The organism is Priestia sp. 3CA3, assembly GCF_056836725.1.
The window spans coordinates 650,737-666,998 of sequence record NZ_JBXENJ010000001.1; the positions used below are offsets into that span (position 1 = coordinate 650,737).

Annotated in this window: 17 protein-coding genes; 16 read left to right on the plus strand and 1 reads right to left on the minus strand. The window is 40.1% G+C overall.

All coding sequences use genetic code 11. The annotated features are described in order from the left end of the window. The first annotated feature begins 5 nt into the window (after positions 1 to 5). The 5 genes from pknB to spoVM all read left to right on the plus strand — a co-directional run bounded on the left by pknB (position 6) and on the right by spoVM (position 4,529). Entirely contained in the window at positions 6 to 2,051 is a 2,046-nt protein-coding gene (pknB, locus tag AC1VNJ_RS03360; RefSeq protein WP_482640361.1) for a Stk1 family PASTA domain-containing Ser/Thr kinase, read from the plus strand. A 13-nt stretch (positions 2,052 to 2,064) separates the two neighbouring features. Beyond that, positions 2,065 to 2,946, plus strand: a complete 882-nt coding sequence (rsgA, locus tag AC1VNJ_RS03365) for a ribosome small subunit-dependent GTPase A (protein ID WP_013058917.1) — start codon at positions 2,065 to 2,067, stop codon at positions 2,944 to 2,946. 2 nt (positions 2,947 to 2,948) lie between these two features. Beyond that, positions 2,949 to 3,605 carry a ribulose-phosphate 3-epimerase gene (gene rpe, locus AC1VNJ_RS03370; RefSeq protein WP_013058916.1) on the plus strand — a complete coding sequence of 219 codons (657 nt, stop codon included), beginning with the start codon at positions 2,949 to 2,951 and terminating at the stop codon, positions 3,603 to 3,605. 116 nt (positions 3,606 to 3,721) lie between these two features. Further along, a complete protein-coding gene (locus AC1VNJ_RS03375) occupies positions 3,722 to 4,369 on the plus strand; it encodes a thiamine diphosphokinase (protein WP_028411450.1) in 648 nt (215 codons plus the stop codon). A gap of 79 nt (positions 4,370 to 4,448) precedes the next feature. After that, positions 4,449 to 4,529 (plus strand): stage V sporulation protein SpoVM, encoded by an 81-nt coding sequence (spoVM, locus tag AC1VNJ_RS03380; protein WP_016765421.1) that lies wholly within the window; start codon positions 4,449 to 4,451, stop codon positions 4,527 to 4,529. A gap of 57 nt (positions 4,530 to 4,586) precedes the next feature. On the opposite strand, the gene rpmB is transcribed toward spoVM, so the two are convergent. Next, a complete protein-coding gene (gene rpmB, locus AC1VNJ_RS03385) occupies positions 4,587 to 4,775 on the minus strand; it encodes a 50S ribosomal protein L28 (RefSeq protein WP_013058914.1) in 189 nt (62 codons plus the stop codon). A 314-nt stretch (positions 4,776 to 5,089) separates the two neighbouring features. Between rpmB and AC1VNJ_RS03390 the strand changes: the two genes are divergently transcribed. The 11 genes from AC1VNJ_RS03390 (at position 5,090) to acpP (ending at position 16,157) form a co-directional block, all read left to right on the plus strand. After that, complete coding sequence (locus AC1VNJ_RS03390) at positions 5,090 to 5,452, plus strand: Asp23/Gls24 family envelope stress response protein (protein ID WP_013058913.1); 363 nt, start codon at positions 5,090 to 5,092, stop codon at positions 5,450 to 5,452. A gap of 16 nt (positions 5,453 to 5,468) precedes the next feature. Then, complete coding sequence (locus tag AC1VNJ_RS03395; protein WP_482640305.1) at positions 5,469 to 7,136, plus strand: DAK2 domain-containing protein; 1,668 nt, start codon at positions 5,469 to 5,471, stop codon at positions 7,134 to 7,136. A gap of 195 nt (positions 7,137 to 7,331) precedes the next feature. Next, positions 7,332 to 8,360 (plus strand): PTS sugar transporter subunit IIC, encoded by a 1,029-nt coding sequence (locus AC1VNJ_RS03400; protein WP_016765419.1) that lies wholly within the window; start codon positions 7,332 to 7,334, stop codon positions 8,358 to 8,360. A gap of 212 nt (positions 8,361 to 8,572) precedes the next feature. After that, complete coding sequence (sdaAB, locus tag AC1VNJ_RS03405) at positions 8,573 to 9,235, plus strand: L-serine ammonia-lyase, iron-sulfur-dependent subunit beta (protein WP_028411448.1); 663 nt, start codon at positions 8,573 to 8,575, stop codon at positions 9,233 to 9,235. Positions 9,236 to 9,314: 79 nt separating this feature from the next. After that, positions 9,315 to 10,202, plus strand: coding sequence for an L-serine ammonia-lyase, iron-sulfur-dependent, subunit alpha (sdaAA, locus tag AC1VNJ_RS03410; RefSeq protein ID WP_013084817.1), 888 nt, complete (start codon positions 9,315 to 9,317; stop codon positions 10,200 to 10,202). Continuing rightward, positions 10,195 to 12,243 (plus strand): ATP-dependent DNA helicase RecG, encoded by a 2,049-nt coding sequence (gene recG, locus AC1VNJ_RS03415; RefSeq protein ID WP_033579773.1) that lies wholly within the window; start codon positions 10,195 to 10,197, stop codon positions 12,241 to 12,243. The genes sdaAA and recG overlap by 8 nt, the downstream gene beginning before the upstream one ends. 263 nt (positions 12,244 to 12,506) lie before the next feature. Then, on the plus strand, positions 12,507 to 13,070 hold the full coding sequence (gene fapR, locus AC1VNJ_RS03420) for a transcription factor FapR (RefSeq protein ID WP_013058909.1): 564 nt from the start codon (positions 12,507 to 12,509) through the stop codon (positions 13,068 to 13,070). A 20-nt stretch (positions 13,071 to 13,090) separates the two neighbouring features. Beyond that, positions 13,091 to 14,095 (plus strand): phosphate acyltransferase PlsX, encoded by a 1,005-nt coding sequence (gene plsX / locus AC1VNJ_RS03425; protein WP_028410795.1) that lies wholly within the window; start codon positions 13,091 to 13,093, stop codon positions 14,093 to 14,095. A 3-nt stretch (positions 14,096 to 14,098) separates the two neighbouring features. Continuing rightward, positions 14,099 to 15,043, plus strand: coding sequence for an ACP S-malonyltransferase (gene fabD / locus AC1VNJ_RS03430; RefSeq protein WP_034265275.1), 945 nt, complete (start codon positions 14,099 to 14,101; stop codon positions 15,041 to 15,043). 1 nt (position 15,044) lies between these two features. Further along, positions 15,045 to 15,785 carry a 3-oxoacyl-[acyl-carrier-protein] reductase gene (gene fabG, locus AC1VNJ_RS03435; protein ID WP_013058906.1) on the plus strand — a complete coding sequence of 247 codons (741 nt, stop codon included), beginning with the start codon at positions 15,045 to 15,047 and terminating at the stop codon, positions 15,783 to 15,785. 138 nt (positions 15,786 to 15,923) lie between these two features. Next, positions 15,924 to 16,157, plus strand: a complete 234-nt coding sequence (acpP, locus tag AC1VNJ_RS03440) for an acyl carrier protein (protein WP_013058905.1) — start codon at positions 15,924 to 15,926, stop codon at positions 16,155 to 16,157. Positions 16,158 to 16,262 lie beyond the last annotated feature (105 nt).

The following is a 16,262-nucleotide window of genomic DNA, read 5'->3' on the forward strand; positions in this document are numbered from 1 at the left end:
GAGTGTTGCTAATAGGTAGACGGCTAAACGACCGTTATAAGGTATTGCAAGTAATTGGTGGAGGCGGAATGGCAAACGTCTATTTAGGTCGCGACATGATTTTGGATCGTGATGTGGCAATTAAAGTGCTTCGTTTAGACTTTGCAAGTGACGATGCGTTTATAAAGCGTTTCCATCGAGAAGCTCAATCTGCTACGAGTATTGCTCATCCTAATATTGTCAGCATTTATGATGTTGGAGAAGAAGAAGATATTTACTATATCATCATGGAATATGTACCGGGTATGACATTAAAGCAATACATTCTGCAAGAATCACCATTATCTCTTGATAAAGCCATACATATTATGACGCAGATTACATCAGCTATTGCCCATGCTCATCAGTACGGAATTATTCACCGGGATATTAAGCCTCAAAATATTTTAATTGATCATGATGATACCATTAAAGTTACTGACTTCGGCATTGCCGTAGCACTAAGTTCTACAACCATTACGCATACTAATTCTGTTTTGGGCTCTGTTCATTATTTATCTCCTGAACAGGCAAGGGGAGGGCTTGCGAATAAGCGTTCTGATATTTATTCGCTTGGCATCGTCCTATTTGAATTGCTAACGGGTCGAGTCCCTTTTTCTGGGGAATCGGCTGTGTCAATTGCATTAAAACATTTACAGACAGAAACACCTTCTCCAAAAAGGTGGAATCCATCTATCCCTCAAAGCGTGGAGAATGTTGTATTAAAAGCAACAACTAAAGATCCATTTTACCGATACAGTTCCGTCGAAGAACTCGAAGCGGATTTACAGTCTGCTGTTCATCCAAATCGTTATAATGAACAAAGATTTACGGTGCCTGATGATGAAGAAGTGACAAGAGCCATTCCCGTTATTAAGGAGGATTTTGTTGAATCCGAAGAAACGCACGTACCTGTGAGAAAACCACCTCACTTAGAGCGCGAAGAACAAGAAGAAGAAGAAGTAAAGCCGAAGAAAAAAAAGAAGAAAAAGAAAAAAGGCAAAAGCAAGCTGATTGTAACGCTTGTTTTAATTTTTTTGCTGCTGGCAGCTGCTAGCGTAGCCGCCGTTACATTCATTCCGGCTTTATTACTGCCAAAAGACGTAAAGGTTCCTGATTTACATAATCAAGATTATGAATCAGCTGTAACCGATTTAGTTTCTTTAGGCTTTAAAGTGAAGAATCCTAAAGATATATCTGATAATGAGGTGGAAGAAGGCGACGTGGTTAAAACGATGCCAGAAGCGGGAGACGTGATCAAAGAAGGCTCTAACGTCATTATTTATCGAAGTACAGGAAAGAAAAAAGAAGCATTTAACCGGTACATTGGAAGAAGCTTTACGGAAGTAAAAAGTCTGTTAGAAAAGCAGAATTATAAAGATATCCAATCCATCGAAGTTGAAAGCACAGAACCAAAAGGCAATATTACAGATCAGACGCCTAAAGAAACCGAACAAGTTGTGCCGGAAGATACAACGGTTACGCTATGGGTAAGTAAAGGTCCGCCGAAGATTGCATTAAAGGATTTCTCGGGCTGGACGGAAAAAAGCGTAAAAGATTATGCATCAGATGAAGATATTGAAGTGGACGTAAAAACAGCGTATTCCGACACTGTTGAAAAAGGTCTTGTGATGTCTCAAAAGCCTGCAGCGGAGCAGAGTATTGAGCAAGGTGATAAGCTCACCATTACGGTCTCAATGGGCAAAGAGCCAAAAGCTCCTCAAACGGTGTCAGTGGATGTTACCATTCCGTATAAAGAAGAGGCTGACACCGAAGCAAGCACGGAACAAGGCGACGCAACGGAAACAGGCGATGCCACTGAAACAGAAGAGGAAAAGCCAAAGCCGCAAAAAGTACAAATTTATATCGAAGATGCAGATAACGATATGTCGGTTCCTGCTAAAGAACTAACGATTACTGAAACAACAAAAGAATCATTCGATGTTTTAGTTGATGAAAATGAAAAAGCGTCTTATAAAATTGTCCGAGACGGGGAAGTTATTGAAGAAAAAGACGTTGAATATCCAGAGTGATAGGAGTGAGGTTATGCCAGAAGGAAGAATTATTAAATCCCTTAGCGGATTTTATTATGTTCTTCATGACGGACAAGTAACGCAATGTCGAGGACGAGGTGTTTTTCGTAAAAAGAAGGTAACGCCTTTAGTCGGTGACAATGTAGTATTTCAGGCGGAAAATAAGCTTGAAGGATATATACTTGAAATTAAAGAACGTAAAAATGAATTAGTTCGTCCCCCAATTTCAAATGTTGATCAGGCGCTGCTTGTTTTTTCAGCGATTGAACCTGATTTTAGTACAATGCTTCTTGACCGATTTTTAGTGTTAGTGGAGTCTAATCATATTGAACCTATTATTTGTATTTCAAAAGTAGATCTTTTATCACAGCAGCAAAAGCAAGAAATCGAGCAATATGCCGAAGAATATCGTAAAATAGGATATGAGGTCATTTTAACGTCGACAGTCACAGAAAAAGGCATGGAACAAATTCAGCCGTTATTTGAAGATCGCGTAACGGTTATTGCTGGACAGTCAGGTGTAGGTAAATCTTCACTGCTAAATACGCTTAAACCAGAGCTTGAGTTAAAGACAAATGATATTTCAATGTCACTTGGAAGAGGAAAGCATACAACACGTCATGTAGAACTGATTTCGTTTGGTGAAGGTTTAGTAGCTGATACGCCAGGCTTTAGCTCACTGGAATTTTTAACGTTAGAAGTAGAAGAGTTGACCGATTGTTTTCCTGAAATGTCGCGTTTGAGTGAACAGTGTAAATTTCGAGGTTGTTTGCATGTGAAAGAACCAAAATGTGCGGTGAAAGAAGCATACGAACAAAAAGAAATTCCGAGTTATCGCTACGAACATTACTTGCAATTTATTGAGGAAATTAAGCAAAGAAAGCCGAGGTATTAAAAATGACAAAAATCGCACCTTCCATTTTATCTGCCAATTTTTCAAAGCTTGCTGAAGAAATTCGTGAAGTTGAAGCAGGTGGAGCAGACTACATCCATATAGACGTCATGGATGGCCATTTTGTTCCTAATATTACAATTGGACCGCTTATCGTTGAGGCTGTACGCCCTGTCACAACACTGCCATTAGATGTGCATTTAATGATTGAAAACCCAGATCAATACGTTCCAATGTTTGCAAAGGCGGGTGCTGATATTTTAACGGTACATGCTGAAGCGTGTACTCATTTGCACCGCACCATTCAATTAATCAAAGAGCACGGCATGAAAGCAGGCGTTGCTTTAAATCCTGCAACGCCAATTGACGTGGTAAAGCATATCTTAGAAGATATCGATCTTATTTTATTAATGACGGTGAACCCAGGCTTTGGAGGACAAAACTTCATTCCAAGTGTACTGCCGAAAATTGAGCAAATCTCTCAGCTTATTGAAATCCGTCACCTTTCTATTGAAGTAGAGGTTGATGGAGGAATTAATGAAGAAACAGCAAGAAAATGTGTAGAAGCAGGAGCAAATGTCTTAGTGGCTGGCTCAGCTATTTATAATCAAGAAGATCGAGCTGGCGCAATCAGCCAAATTCGCACAACTGTTCAAGCGTAAGTAATAAAAGCTGCTGTGTACAACGGGTAGAACTTGTACACAGCAGCTTTTTCTTTTAGGATAAAGAAAACATATTTATTTCGTTCATTTTTTAATAGAAAAGGAGCATATACATAATGAAAATTCATATTCTAGCAGGGGGACCGGATGAACATATGCCACTCCTGCACCAATCAAATGATGTAAAGTGGGTAGGAGTAGACCGGGGCGTATTCCTGCTTCTTCAACAAGACATTTTGCCCGTGAAAGCATTCGGAGATTTTGATTCCATTACAAATGCGCAGCTTAAGCGAGTGAGAGAAGCATTACAAGATGTTGAATTGTATCCTGCGGAAAAAGATGCAACTGATTTGGAACTTGCTTTTGAGTGGGCAATAGAGCAAAAACCGGACAGTATTTGTATCTTTGGAGCAACAGGTGGAAGACTTGACCACATGTTTGGAAGCATTCAGCTCCTGTACAAAGGCTTAAAAAAGAAAGCGAATGTACAAATGATTGACAATCAAAATATCATTCAATTGTTTGAACCAGGCACTTATCATGTTGATCGTTTAAAGGAGTTTCACTATATTTCATTCGTTCCTTTTGCAGGCGGTGTAAAAGAGCTTACGCTAGAAGGTTTCAAATATCCGCTCAATAAGCATGAAGTAGAACTCGGCTCAACTTTATGTATTAGCAATGAACTTATTCAACAAAGAGGTACTTTTTCATTTACAAAAGGCATATTAATGATGGTAAGAAGCAATGATAAACGTTGCTTGTGATGAAGTATGGAAAATGAGAGCAGGACATAGGGCTTTCTTTAAAAGGAGATAAAGTGTGGAGACGGTTAGGAGGGACAGTATGAAATTCTATACAATCAAACTTCCAAAGTTTTTAGGTGGGATCGTAAAGGTCATGCTTAATTCGTTTAAAAAAGATTAACAACGCCGGAATAATAAAAGAAGCACCATAAAATATGGTGCTTTTTCATTATAAAGATTAAACGCGTTGAACTTTACCAGACTTAAGGGCTCTAGCTGAAACGTACACACGTTTTGGTTTACCGTTCACTAAGATACGTACTTTTTGAACGTTAGCACCCCATTTACGCTTAGTAGCGTTCATTGCGTGAGAACGTGCGTTACCTGAACGAGCTTTTCTACCAGTTACTACACATTTGCGTGCCATGATTTTCCCTCCTAACACCAAAAAAACTACTCAATTCTGTTTTGAGAAATACTATATTAATTTATCACAGCCTTAAAGAGAATGCAATAGTTCTGGAGAAAAGCTTTCAAGAAATTTTCCTTGACATATAAAATGAATCTATGTTCAATAATATAGAGAGTAGAAATAGGTATAACTTGGACAATTACTTATTTTAAGACAAGTTGATACCCAATACTGTCATCTTTAAAAGGGACAAGCTGGACGCCTCTTTTAAAACGAGATTGATTATAGTAGAATATTTATAACCTATGAAAGTAGAAAGGGGAACGAGTATGTCCATCGAAATGAAAACGAAGTATGGTCAAATTGATATTTCTACAGATGTAATTGCAACAATTGCTGGAGGAGCAGCTGTTGATTGTTACGGGATTGTCGGAATGGCTTCAAAAAATCAGCTTAAAGATGGTCTTACAGAAATTCTTCGCAAAGAAAACTTTACACGAGGTATTGTGGTAAGACAAGAAGAGGATGACGTACATATCGACATGTACATTATCGTAAGCTATGGAACAAAAATTTCTGAAATTGCTCATAATGTGCAAACAAAAGTAAAATACACGCTGGAACAAACGGTTGGTCTAACGGTTGATTCAGTAAATATTTATGTGCAGGGTGTTCGTGTAACGAACGTTTAATTAAGGAGGAAGATTCGTGTCAATGACAACGTTTGACGGAAAGCGGTTTAGAGAAATGGTGCTTCAAGGAGCCCAGCATCTATCTAACAATGCAGATTACGTGGATGCGCTGAACGTTTTTCCTGTACCAGATGGTGATACTGGAACAAATATGAACTTATCGATTACGTCTGGTGCTAAAGAAGTGAAAAATAAACTATCTGATCACATCGGTCAAGTGAGTCAAGCTTTGTCTAAGGGCTTATTGATGGGCGCGCGCGGTAATTCAGGAGTTATTTTATCTCAATTATTCCGCGGTTTTGCGAAATCGGTTGAGCAAAAGTCAGCGATTACAACAGTTGAGTTTGCTGAAGCTCTTGAGCTTGGTGTAGAAACTGCTTATAAAGCTGTTATGAAACCAATCGAAGGAACCATTTTAACAGTAGCTAAGGATACTGCTAAAAAAGCAGCGGCTGTTGCTAAAAAGCAATCTGATATGATTCTGTTCATGGAAGAAGTACTTAAGGAAGCTAATGCTTCGTTAAATCGCACGCCAGATCTTTTACCCGTGTTAAAAGAAGTAGGCGTAGTGGATAGCGGAGGTCAAGGGCTTGTTTTAATTTATGAAGGGTTTTTAGCTGAATTAAAAGGTGAAAAACTTCCGGGTGTACCCATGTCAGCTCCTTCGATGAATGAACTTGTAAATGCTGAGCATCATAAGCATGCGCAAAGCCATATGAATACAGAAGATATTGAATTTGGCTATTGTACAGAATTTATGGTAAGGCTGGAAGAGGATAAGCCCGCAGCTAAAACATTTTCTGAAGAAACGTTTCGCCAAGATTTAAGTAAATGGGGCGACTCGTTGCTTGTAGTATCTGATGATGAAATTGTGAAAGTTCATATTCACGCCGAGCATCCTGGAGAAGTGTTAAACTACGGGCAGCAATATGGAAGTTTAATTAAAATGAAGATTGAAAACATGAGAGAACAGCATAGCAGCATTGTTTCAGATGAAGAAAAGCCTGCAGTAAAAAAGGCTGAAAAACAGCCCTTTGGCATTGTTACTGTATCAATGGGAAAAGGAATTGCTGAATTGTTCAAGAGCCTTGGGGCAACGGTTGTCATTGAAGGCGGACAAACAATGAATCCAAGTACGGAGGATATTGTCAAAGCGATTGAAGAAACAAATGCAGAACAGGTACTTATTTTACCTAATAACGGAAATATTGTAATGGCTGCTAACCAAGCGGCTGCTGTTGCGGGCAGTCACGTTTCGGTTGTCCCGTCTAAAACGGTTCCTCAAGGAATGACAGCGCTGCTATCATTTAATCCTCAGCAAAGCTTAAAAGAAAACGAGGAAGCAATGACAGAAGCTCTGCAGCACGTAAAAACAGGGCAAGTAACGTATGCAGTTCGCGATACAAATATTGATGGTCTTGAATTAGCTAAAGGCGATTTTATGGGTATTGCCGAAAAGAAAATCGTCGTAAAAGATTCAGAGAAATTAGAAGCAGCGAAAAAGCTATTGACTTATATGATTGATGACGAAGCGGAAATCCTTACGATTCTTCAAGGAGAGGATGTCTCAGACGATGAAGCTGAAGCGCTAACATCGTTTGTAGAAGAAACGTTTGAAGAAGTTGAGGTAGAGCTTCATAAAGGAGATCAACCTTTATATTCTTACATTTTTGCAATTGAATAACAAAAAAAGAAGCACTCCTCTCAAGGGGCGCTTCTTTTTTGTGTTTTTTAAGTTAAATACGAACTATTTTATTTTTACATGTTGTAATCGTTCGGCATATTAGGTATATTAGTTGAAAAGAACCCGTTTGTATGGTAGTTTTGAAAACTGATTGAGTCAAATGTGAAAGAAAACAGCATGAGAGGAGAGGCAACAGTGGATATTTTAAAAGGAACAGGTTTATTGTTATTAGTTTTATTTTTATTTTGGTTGTTTAGCAACAAGGCACCTTATGGCATGAAAGCGATGGGGGCTCTGGCAAGCGGAGCGGTGGCTGCGTTTCTCGTAGAGGCCTTTCAGTCATATGTAGGAGGAGATTTACTAGGTATTTCATTCTTAGGTGAAGTTGGAAAGGCTGCAGGAGGAATGGGAGGAGTTGCAGCAGCTGCACTAGTTGCTTTGGCGTTAGGAGTATCTCCTGTATATGCTCTTATGATGGGCGTGGTGTGTTCAGGACTAGGCTTGCTCCCTGGATTTTTTGCGGGATACCTCATGGCATTTGTAGTGAAATTTATTGAGAAAAAGGCACCTGCTGGTCTAGACTTATTAGGCAATATCTTAATTGCAGCACCTTTAACAAGATTAATTGGTAATGCATTCTCACCTATTGTAGATGCGACGCTTTTAAATATTGGAGGAATTATTAAAGATACAACAAGTGCTAGCCCTATTTTGATGGGAATTATTTTAGGGGGAGTTATTACAGTAGTAGCAACGGCTCCGCTTAGCTCAATGGCTTTAACGGCTATGCTAGGGTTAACGGGATTGCCTATGGCGATTGGAGCTCTTGCTGTGTTTGGTTCTTCTTTCATGAACTATGTGCTGTTTGATCGATTAAAAATTGGGGATCGTCGTACAACCATTTCAGTTGCAGTTGAACCTTTAACACAAGCGAATATTATTTCAGCCAATCCAATTCCTATTTACATTACCAACTTTGTTGGAGGGGCACTAGCGGGTGTAGTTGTGGCTCTGTTCGGATTAGTAAATGATGCTGCAGGCACGGCAACGCCAATCGCAGGACTTGCAGTGATGTTTGGGTTTAATGACCCTATGAAGGTCACAATTTGTGCAGTACTTTGTGCACTAGCGGGAGCATTAGCTGGGTTTATAGGTTCAGTTGTTTTTAAAAACTTTAAAATTAAAACAGTAGACGATGTAGCTTCAGAGCAAGAAGCAGCGTAAGTAATTCATCTTTTCCTGCATAACATAGCAAAAAAAGCGGTGTGCTTATCCTATTTTTATGGATAAATACACCGCTTTTTTTGTGCGTGAATCTCTAACAAAAATGAGAATTTTTAAATTTTTTAAGAGCGTGAAACAAAGCTTCCAAAAAGTCAAAAGCTCAAGTAACATATAAGTAATAACAATGTCTAAATAGCAGGGGGAAAATCCTTATGAAATATAAATCTGTCTTTGATATTATTGGTCCGGTAATGATTGGACCATCTAGTTCACATACGGCTGGTGCAGCGCGTATTGGACGCGTTGCCCGAACACTCTTTGGTAAGCAGCCCACAAAAGTTGTGGTTTCATTGTACGGTTCTTTTGCTCAAACGTATAAAGGGCACGGAACAGACGTAGCGTTGATTGGCGGTATTTTAGATTTTGATACATTCGATCAGCGTATTCCGGAGTCTTTGGACTTGGCTAAAAAAGAAGGAATTGACGTCACATTTGTTGAGGAAGCGGCAATCACAGACCATCCGAATACTGCTCGCATCAAAATGAGCGACGGATTAAAGGAAATTGAAGTTGTTGGAATTTCAATTGGCGGAGGAAAAATTCAAATTACGGAGCTTAACGGATTTGAATTAAATTTATCAGGCATGAATCCAGCTATTCTCGTTGTGCATAATGATCGATTTGGTGCCATTGCGACCGTTACAAATATTTTGATGAAACATTCAATTAATATCGGACATATGGAAGTATCTCGCAAAGAGCGCGGCGAAGTAGCGCTTATGGCAATTGAAATGGATACGAATATTGAAGATGATGTAATTGAAGAGTTAAAAACATTGCCTCACATTATTCAAGTAACAAGAATGGTTGAATAGGAAAGGCCTGGGAGAATAAATCGAATAATTATATATGGTTCTAAAGTGAAAATAAGACAGAATAATAGCGGAGGTTACTATGTTTCGAAATGTAGCAGAACTAGTAGAATTAGCAGAAAGTCAAAATGTAAAAATTGCAGAAATTATGATTCAACAGGAAATAGATATCACGGGAGTTACTCGTGAAGAAATCATGGAAAAAATGGACCGGAACTTAACGGTTATGGAAGAAGCGGTTGAACGCGGTTTAAAAGGGGTACAGTCTGTTACAGGTTTAACAGGCGGGGATGCAGTGCTGCTTCAAAACTATATTCAAAGCGGAAAATCTTTATCTGGAAATTTAATTTTAGATGCAGTCAGCAAAGCTGTAGCGACAAACGAAGTAAATGCGGCAATGGGGACAATCTGTGCAACGCCTACTGCTGGATCTGCGGGGGTAGTGCCAGGAACGCTGTTTGCCGTGCAACATAAGCTAAATCCCACTCGTAAAGAAATGATTGAATTTTTATTTACATCAGGTGCTTTTGGGTTTGTTGTAGCCAATAATGCGTCTATTTCAGGAGCAGCAGGTGGATGTCAAGCAGAAGTTGGTTCAGCTTCAGGTATGGCAGCTGCAGCGATCGTTGAAATGGCAGGAGGTACACCTAGTCAGGCAGCTGAAGCAATGGCAATTACGCTTAAAAATATGCTAGGATTAGTATGTGACCCAGTAGCGGGGCTAGTAGAAGTTCCATGTGTGAAACGAAACGCAATGGGAGCGGCGAATGCAATGATTGCAGCAGATATGGCTTTAGCAGGCATTACAAGTCGTATTCCATGTGATGAAGTCATTGATGCTATGTATAAAATTGGTCAAACAATGCCGGTTGCATTACGAGAAACTGCACAAGGAGGCTTAGCGGCAACACCAACAGGTCGCGAGCTTGAAGCGAAGATCTTTGGTATTGCATTAAATAAAAGTGAATGAACTAACAACTATTTCAATTAAAACCATTAAAGGTATTGGAGATGAAACAGCACAAGCATTAGAGGATATGCATATTCACAGTGTGCATGACTTGTTAGAACATTTCCCATACCGCTATGAAGATTATGAGTTAAAAGATTTGGCTGAAGCAAAGCACGACGAAAAGGTCACCGTAGAAGGAAAGGTTCACAGCGTCCCCTCGCTTACGTATTACGGCAAAAAACGTTCGCGCCTTACGTTTCGGCTGCTAGTAAACCGCTATTTGATTACGGTTACTTGTTTTAATCGCCCTTACTATAAATCAAAGTTAGAAATCGATCAAACTGTTACGGTTACAGGGAAATGGGATCAGCATCGGCAAACGATTAACTTGCAGGAGCTTCAATTTTCTCCGTTTGTTAAAAATCAAACGATTGAGCCTGTTTACTCAGTTAAAGGCAGCTTAACGGTCAAAGGAATGCGGAAGTTCGTCTCTCTTGCGTTGAAGAATTATGGGAGCAGCATTCAGGATATGCTCCCGGCCTCTATTCGTTCTAGGTACAAACTAGTAACGCGTGAAGAAGCGGTTAGAAGTATTCACTTACCTCGTGATCATGAAGATTTAAAACAAGCGAGACGTCGGTTTGTCTATGAAGAATTTCTACTTTTTCAATTAAAAATGCAGGCGCTGAGAAAGCGCGAAAGAGAAGAAACGCCTGGAATGAAGCAAGCATTTGATTCAACTGAGCTGGTAAACTTCACGAACTTGCTGCCGTTTCCGTTAACAAGCGCTCAAAAACGTGTAGTAAACGAAATTACGCACGATATGAAATCGCCTTATCGCATGAATCGCTTGCTGCAAGGTGATGTAGGGTCAGGTAAAACAGTCGTAGCAGCGGTTGCTTTATACGCCACTGTTTTAGCGGGACATCAAGGTGCTTTAATGGTACCGACTGAAATTTTAGCTGAACAGCATGCAGAGTCATTAACTGCGATGCTTGAAAAGGTAGGCATCAGCGTAGGCTTGCTAACAGGGTCTGTTAAAGGAAAAGCAAGAAGAGAGCTGCTTCAGCGAGTGAGAGACGGAGATGTTCATGTATTAGTAGGTACACATGCCTTAATTCAAGACGAAGTTATATATAATAGTTTAGGGCTCGTCATTACGGATGAACAGCACCGCTTTGGAGTTGGACAGCGCCGGGTTTTACGTGAAAAAGGAGAAAGTCCGGATGTACTGTTTATGACGGCGACTCCTATTCCAAGAACCCTTGCTATTACGGTGTTTGGAGAAATGGATGTGTCCATTATCGATGAAATGCCAGCAGGACGTAAGGCTATTGAAACGTACTGGGTAAAACATGATATGCTTGAACGTATTTTACATTTCGTTGAAAAAGAAATACACGATGGCAGACAAGCTTATGTTATTTGTCCGTTGATTGAAGAATCGGACAAGCTGGATGTTCAAAATGCAATTGATGTGCATGCAACACTCACTCACTATTTTAATGGAAAAGCAAGCGTTGGTCTCATGCACGGAAGATTGTCACCTGATGAAAAAGAAGAAGTGATGAAACAGTTTAGCGTAAATGACGTGCAGATTTTAGTATCAACAACGGTTGTAGAAGTAGGAGTGAACGTTCCGAATGCAACCGTAATGGTCATTTATGATGCAGAGCGCTTTGGGTTATCTCAGCTTCATCAGCTAAGAGGACGCGTAGGACGAGGAGATGCACAGTCATATTGTATTCTACTCGCGGATCCGAAATCAGAAGTTGGAAAAGAACGAATGACCATTATGACGGAAACAAACGATGGATTTGTATTATCAGAAAGAGACTTAGAGCTTCGTGGGCCTGGTGATTTCTTTGGTAGAAAACAAAGCGGGATGCCTGAGTTTAAAGTAGCGGATATGGTGCACGATTACCGTGCGCTTGAAGTAGCTCGAGAAGATGCTGCTAAGCTTGTAAATTCCGACAGTTTTTGGACAGAAGAGCAGTTTGCGCTGCTGAGAATACAATTAGAAGCAACGGGCGTATTAACTGGAGAAAAATTTGATTAGTAAAAGAGGCTGAAAGTAGTTTAGTTGAAGGGAAATCCGAACGATGAATCGAGATTCTTGATGAAGAATCCAACTCGTTCGGATTTTTTCATTGGCAGGGTGAACGTCGGTTTCATGTATGTAGATACTTTTAGCGGCTGTTAATAGTCATGAATATCCATAGTGTGATGCACAGAATACAGCATGTGAAAAATGTTGCAATTAGAAGGCAATGATTATATACTGCTATTAGTACCTAGTATTAAAAGTTCGGATGGTGGACAATGAAGCGCAGTAAAAAAGAAAGACAGCAGCTATTAAAAACGACAATTGAAGAAAACCCATTTATTACGGATGAAGAACTAGCAGACCGTTTTTCAGTGAGCGTTCAAACAATTCGATTAGACCGCCTAGAGTTGTCGATTCCTGAACTGCGAGAACGTATTAAGCATGTAGCTTCAAAACAACTAGACGAGGAAGTGCGTTCGCTTCCGATTGAAGAAGTAATTGGAGAAGTTATCGACATTGAACTAGATCAATCAGCGATATCTATTTTTGATGTGAAAACAGAGCATGTGTTTCAGCGTAATCAAATTGCTCGTGGTCACCACCTTTTTGCGCAAGCTAATTCGTTAGCTGTCGCTGTTATTAACAACGAACTAGCGCTCACAGCAGATGCGTCGATCCGTTATCATCGCCCTGTTAAGCTTCATGAACGAGTGATAGCAAAAGCGAAAGTTCTGTCAACTAGTGAAGTGCGAACCACCGTTGAGGTAAACAGCTATGTAGGGCAAGAGCAAGTGTTCTCTGGCACTTTTAAAATGTATCGTTCTACAAAGGATAAATAATAAAAAGGATGAGACCCAACATGAAACTAGCTATTGATGCAATGGGCGGAGATCATGCACCGAAAGCCATTATTGAAGGTGTAGAAAAAGCTACTGCTCAATTTAAAGAATTACATATTACGTTAATTGGAAACGAATCAGAAATAAAAAAGTATTTAACGAATTCAGATCGTATTTCGATTATTCATACAGAAGAAACCATTGATGCAACTGACGAGCCAGTGCGAGCTGTGCGTCGTAAAAAACAAGCATCTATGGTATTAATGGCAAATGAAGTAGCCGAAGGTCGTGCCGATGCTTGTATTTCAGCAGGAAATACAGGTGCGTTAATGACAGCCGGACTTTTTATTGTAGGTCGCATCAAAGGCATTGAACGCCCAGCACTTGCTCCGACGCTTCCGACACTAGATGGAAAAGGCTTTTTAATGCTAGATGTTGGTGCAAATGTTGATGCCAAGCCTGAACATTTGCTCCAGTACGCTGTGATGGGGTCGGTGTATGCCGAAAAAGTACGCGGCATTCAAGCTCCTAGAGTGGGACTGTTGAACATTGGAACTGAAGATAAAAAAGGAAATGACTTAACCAAACAAGCTTTTCAGCTACTAAAAAACGCTGATCTCAATTTTGTAGGCAACGTAGAATCTCGTGATTTGCTAAACGGCGTAGCCGATGTGGTTGTAACAGATGGTTTTACAGGAAATATGACTCTTAAGAGCATTGAGGGAACGGCGCTTTCCTTGTTTTCAATGATTAAACAAGAATTAATGAGCACGTTAAAAAGCAAGTTAGCCGCAGCGGTACTCAAGCCTCAGCTGCAGGGTTTAAAAGCGAAAATGGATTACAGTGAATATGGAGGAGCAGGGCTGTTTGGATTGCATGCGCCTGTTATCAAAGCGCACGGTTCGTCGGATGCGAATGCAGTATTTAGCGCGATTAAGCAAGCTGTGAATATGGTGGAAAACAATGTGTCTTCCACTATTCAAAAAGCAATCGAACAAACTGCTAATGAAGAAAAGGAGAGATAAGAAATGGGGAAAATTGCTTTTATCTTTCCAGGCCAAGGGTCACAAACTGTTGGTATGGGAAAAGATTTATATGATGAAACAGAGGAAGCAAAAAAGCTGATTGATACAGCTGACGAAGCTTTAGGGTTCAGTCTTTCAAACATTATTTTTGAAGGGCCTCAAGAAGAATTGACTTTAACTTATCACGCTCAACCTGCTCTTTTAACAACGAGTACAATGCTGCTTGAAGCGTTTAAAACGAGCGGAATTACACCCGATTTTGTTGCGGGTCACAGTCTAGGAGAATACAGTGCGCTTGTGGCTGCTGAGGTTTTATCGTTTAAAGATGCTGTTGTGGCTGTTCACAAAAGAGGTCGCTATATGGACGAAGCTGTACCAGCAGGTCAAGGTACAATGGCAGCAGTGCTTGGCATGTCTGCGGAAGATCTAGAAGCCGTTACCGCTCAAATTACAAACGAAGGCGACGCTGTTCAGCTTGCAAATATTAACTGTCCGGGTCAAATTGTTATTTCAGGTACGGTAAATGGCGTAGAAAAAGCAGGAGCTCTTGCCAAAGAAAAAGGTGCAAAACGCGTGATTCCTCTAGTGGTAAGCGGTCCGTTTCACTCTAGTTTAATGAAGCCAGCTGCTGAAAAATTACGTGATACGCTAGAAACAGTGGGCTTTAGCGATGCGAAAGTTCCAGTCATAGCAAACGTAACAGCAAAGCCGGTTACTGACAGTCAAGATATTCAAAACAAGCTAGTGGAACAACTGTATTCTCCAGTGAGATGGGAAGAAACAGTTGAGACACTTCTTGCAGAAGGTGTAGATACATTTGTTGAAATTGGACCAGGAAAAGTATTATCAGGTCTTGTGAAAAAAGTAAATCGCCGTGCGGCTGTTTACGCTGTTAATGATCTTACATCATTAAAATCAACGATTGACGCACTAAAAGGGGGAGAATAACATGTTACAAGGGAAAGTTGCAGTTGTAACAGGCGCTTCTCGCGGAATTGGTCGTGCCGTTGCAATTGAGCTGGGAAAGCTTGGTGCTAAAGTAGTTGTAAACTATTCTGGAAGCGAAGCGAAAGCTCTTGAAGTTGTGGATGAAATTAAAGGACTAGGAACGGATGCAATTGCTGTACAAGCAAATGTGGCAGAAAGTGATTCTGTACAAGCAATGATAAAAGAAGCGATTTCTACATTTGGTTCAGTAGATATTTTAGTAAACAACGCGGGCATCACACGTGATAATCTTCTTATGCGTATGAAAGAAGACGAATGGGATGATGTTATTAATACAAACTTAAAAGGCGTGTTTTTGTGTACAAAAGCGGTTACTCGTCAAATGATGAAGCAGCGCGCAGGACGCATCATTAACATTTCATCAATTGTCGGCGTCAGCGGTAATGCTGGACAAGCAAATTATGTAGCAGCAAAATCAGGCGTGATTGGTTTAACAAAAACAACTGCCAAAGAATTAGCAAGCCGCAATATTACAGTGAATGCAGTTGCTCCTGGTTTCATTGCAACAGACATGACGGATAAATTGAATGAAGAAGTGCAGGCGGAAATGTTAAAGCAAATTCCTCTTGCAAGCTTTGGCCAGCCTGAGGATGTTGCGAACGCAGTTGCGTTTTTAGCATCAGATGCAAGCCGTTATATTACGGGTCAAACGATTCACGTTGACGGCGGAATGGTGATGTAAAAAAGGCACTTTACGAAAAGTGCAATTTGGTGATAAAGTACAAAGGGACGTTTACTAGGCGACCGATAAACTTTATTATTCAACCATAGTATTTTAGATGGAAATCATCTATAATGACTTGAGGGGAGGTGAAGAACAATGGCAGAGGTACTAGAACGCGTAACAACAATCATTGTTGATCGTCTTGGTGTAGACAAAAGTGAAGTGAAACTAGAATCTAGTTTCAAAGAAGACTTAGGTGCTGACTCTCTAGACGTAGTTGAATTTGTAATGGAGCTTGAAGAGGAATTCGATATCGAAATTTCTGACGAAGAAGCTGAAAAAATTTCAACTGTAGGAGATGCAGTTAATTACATACAGAGCCAAATTTAATCTGTAGTATATGTATGAAAAGCCCCGTTAAACAGCGGGGCTTTCTCTTCTTTTTAAGAATTTCAAAAAAAGACCTCTTTTTTTTGAAAAGGTAGTGTATCTTTT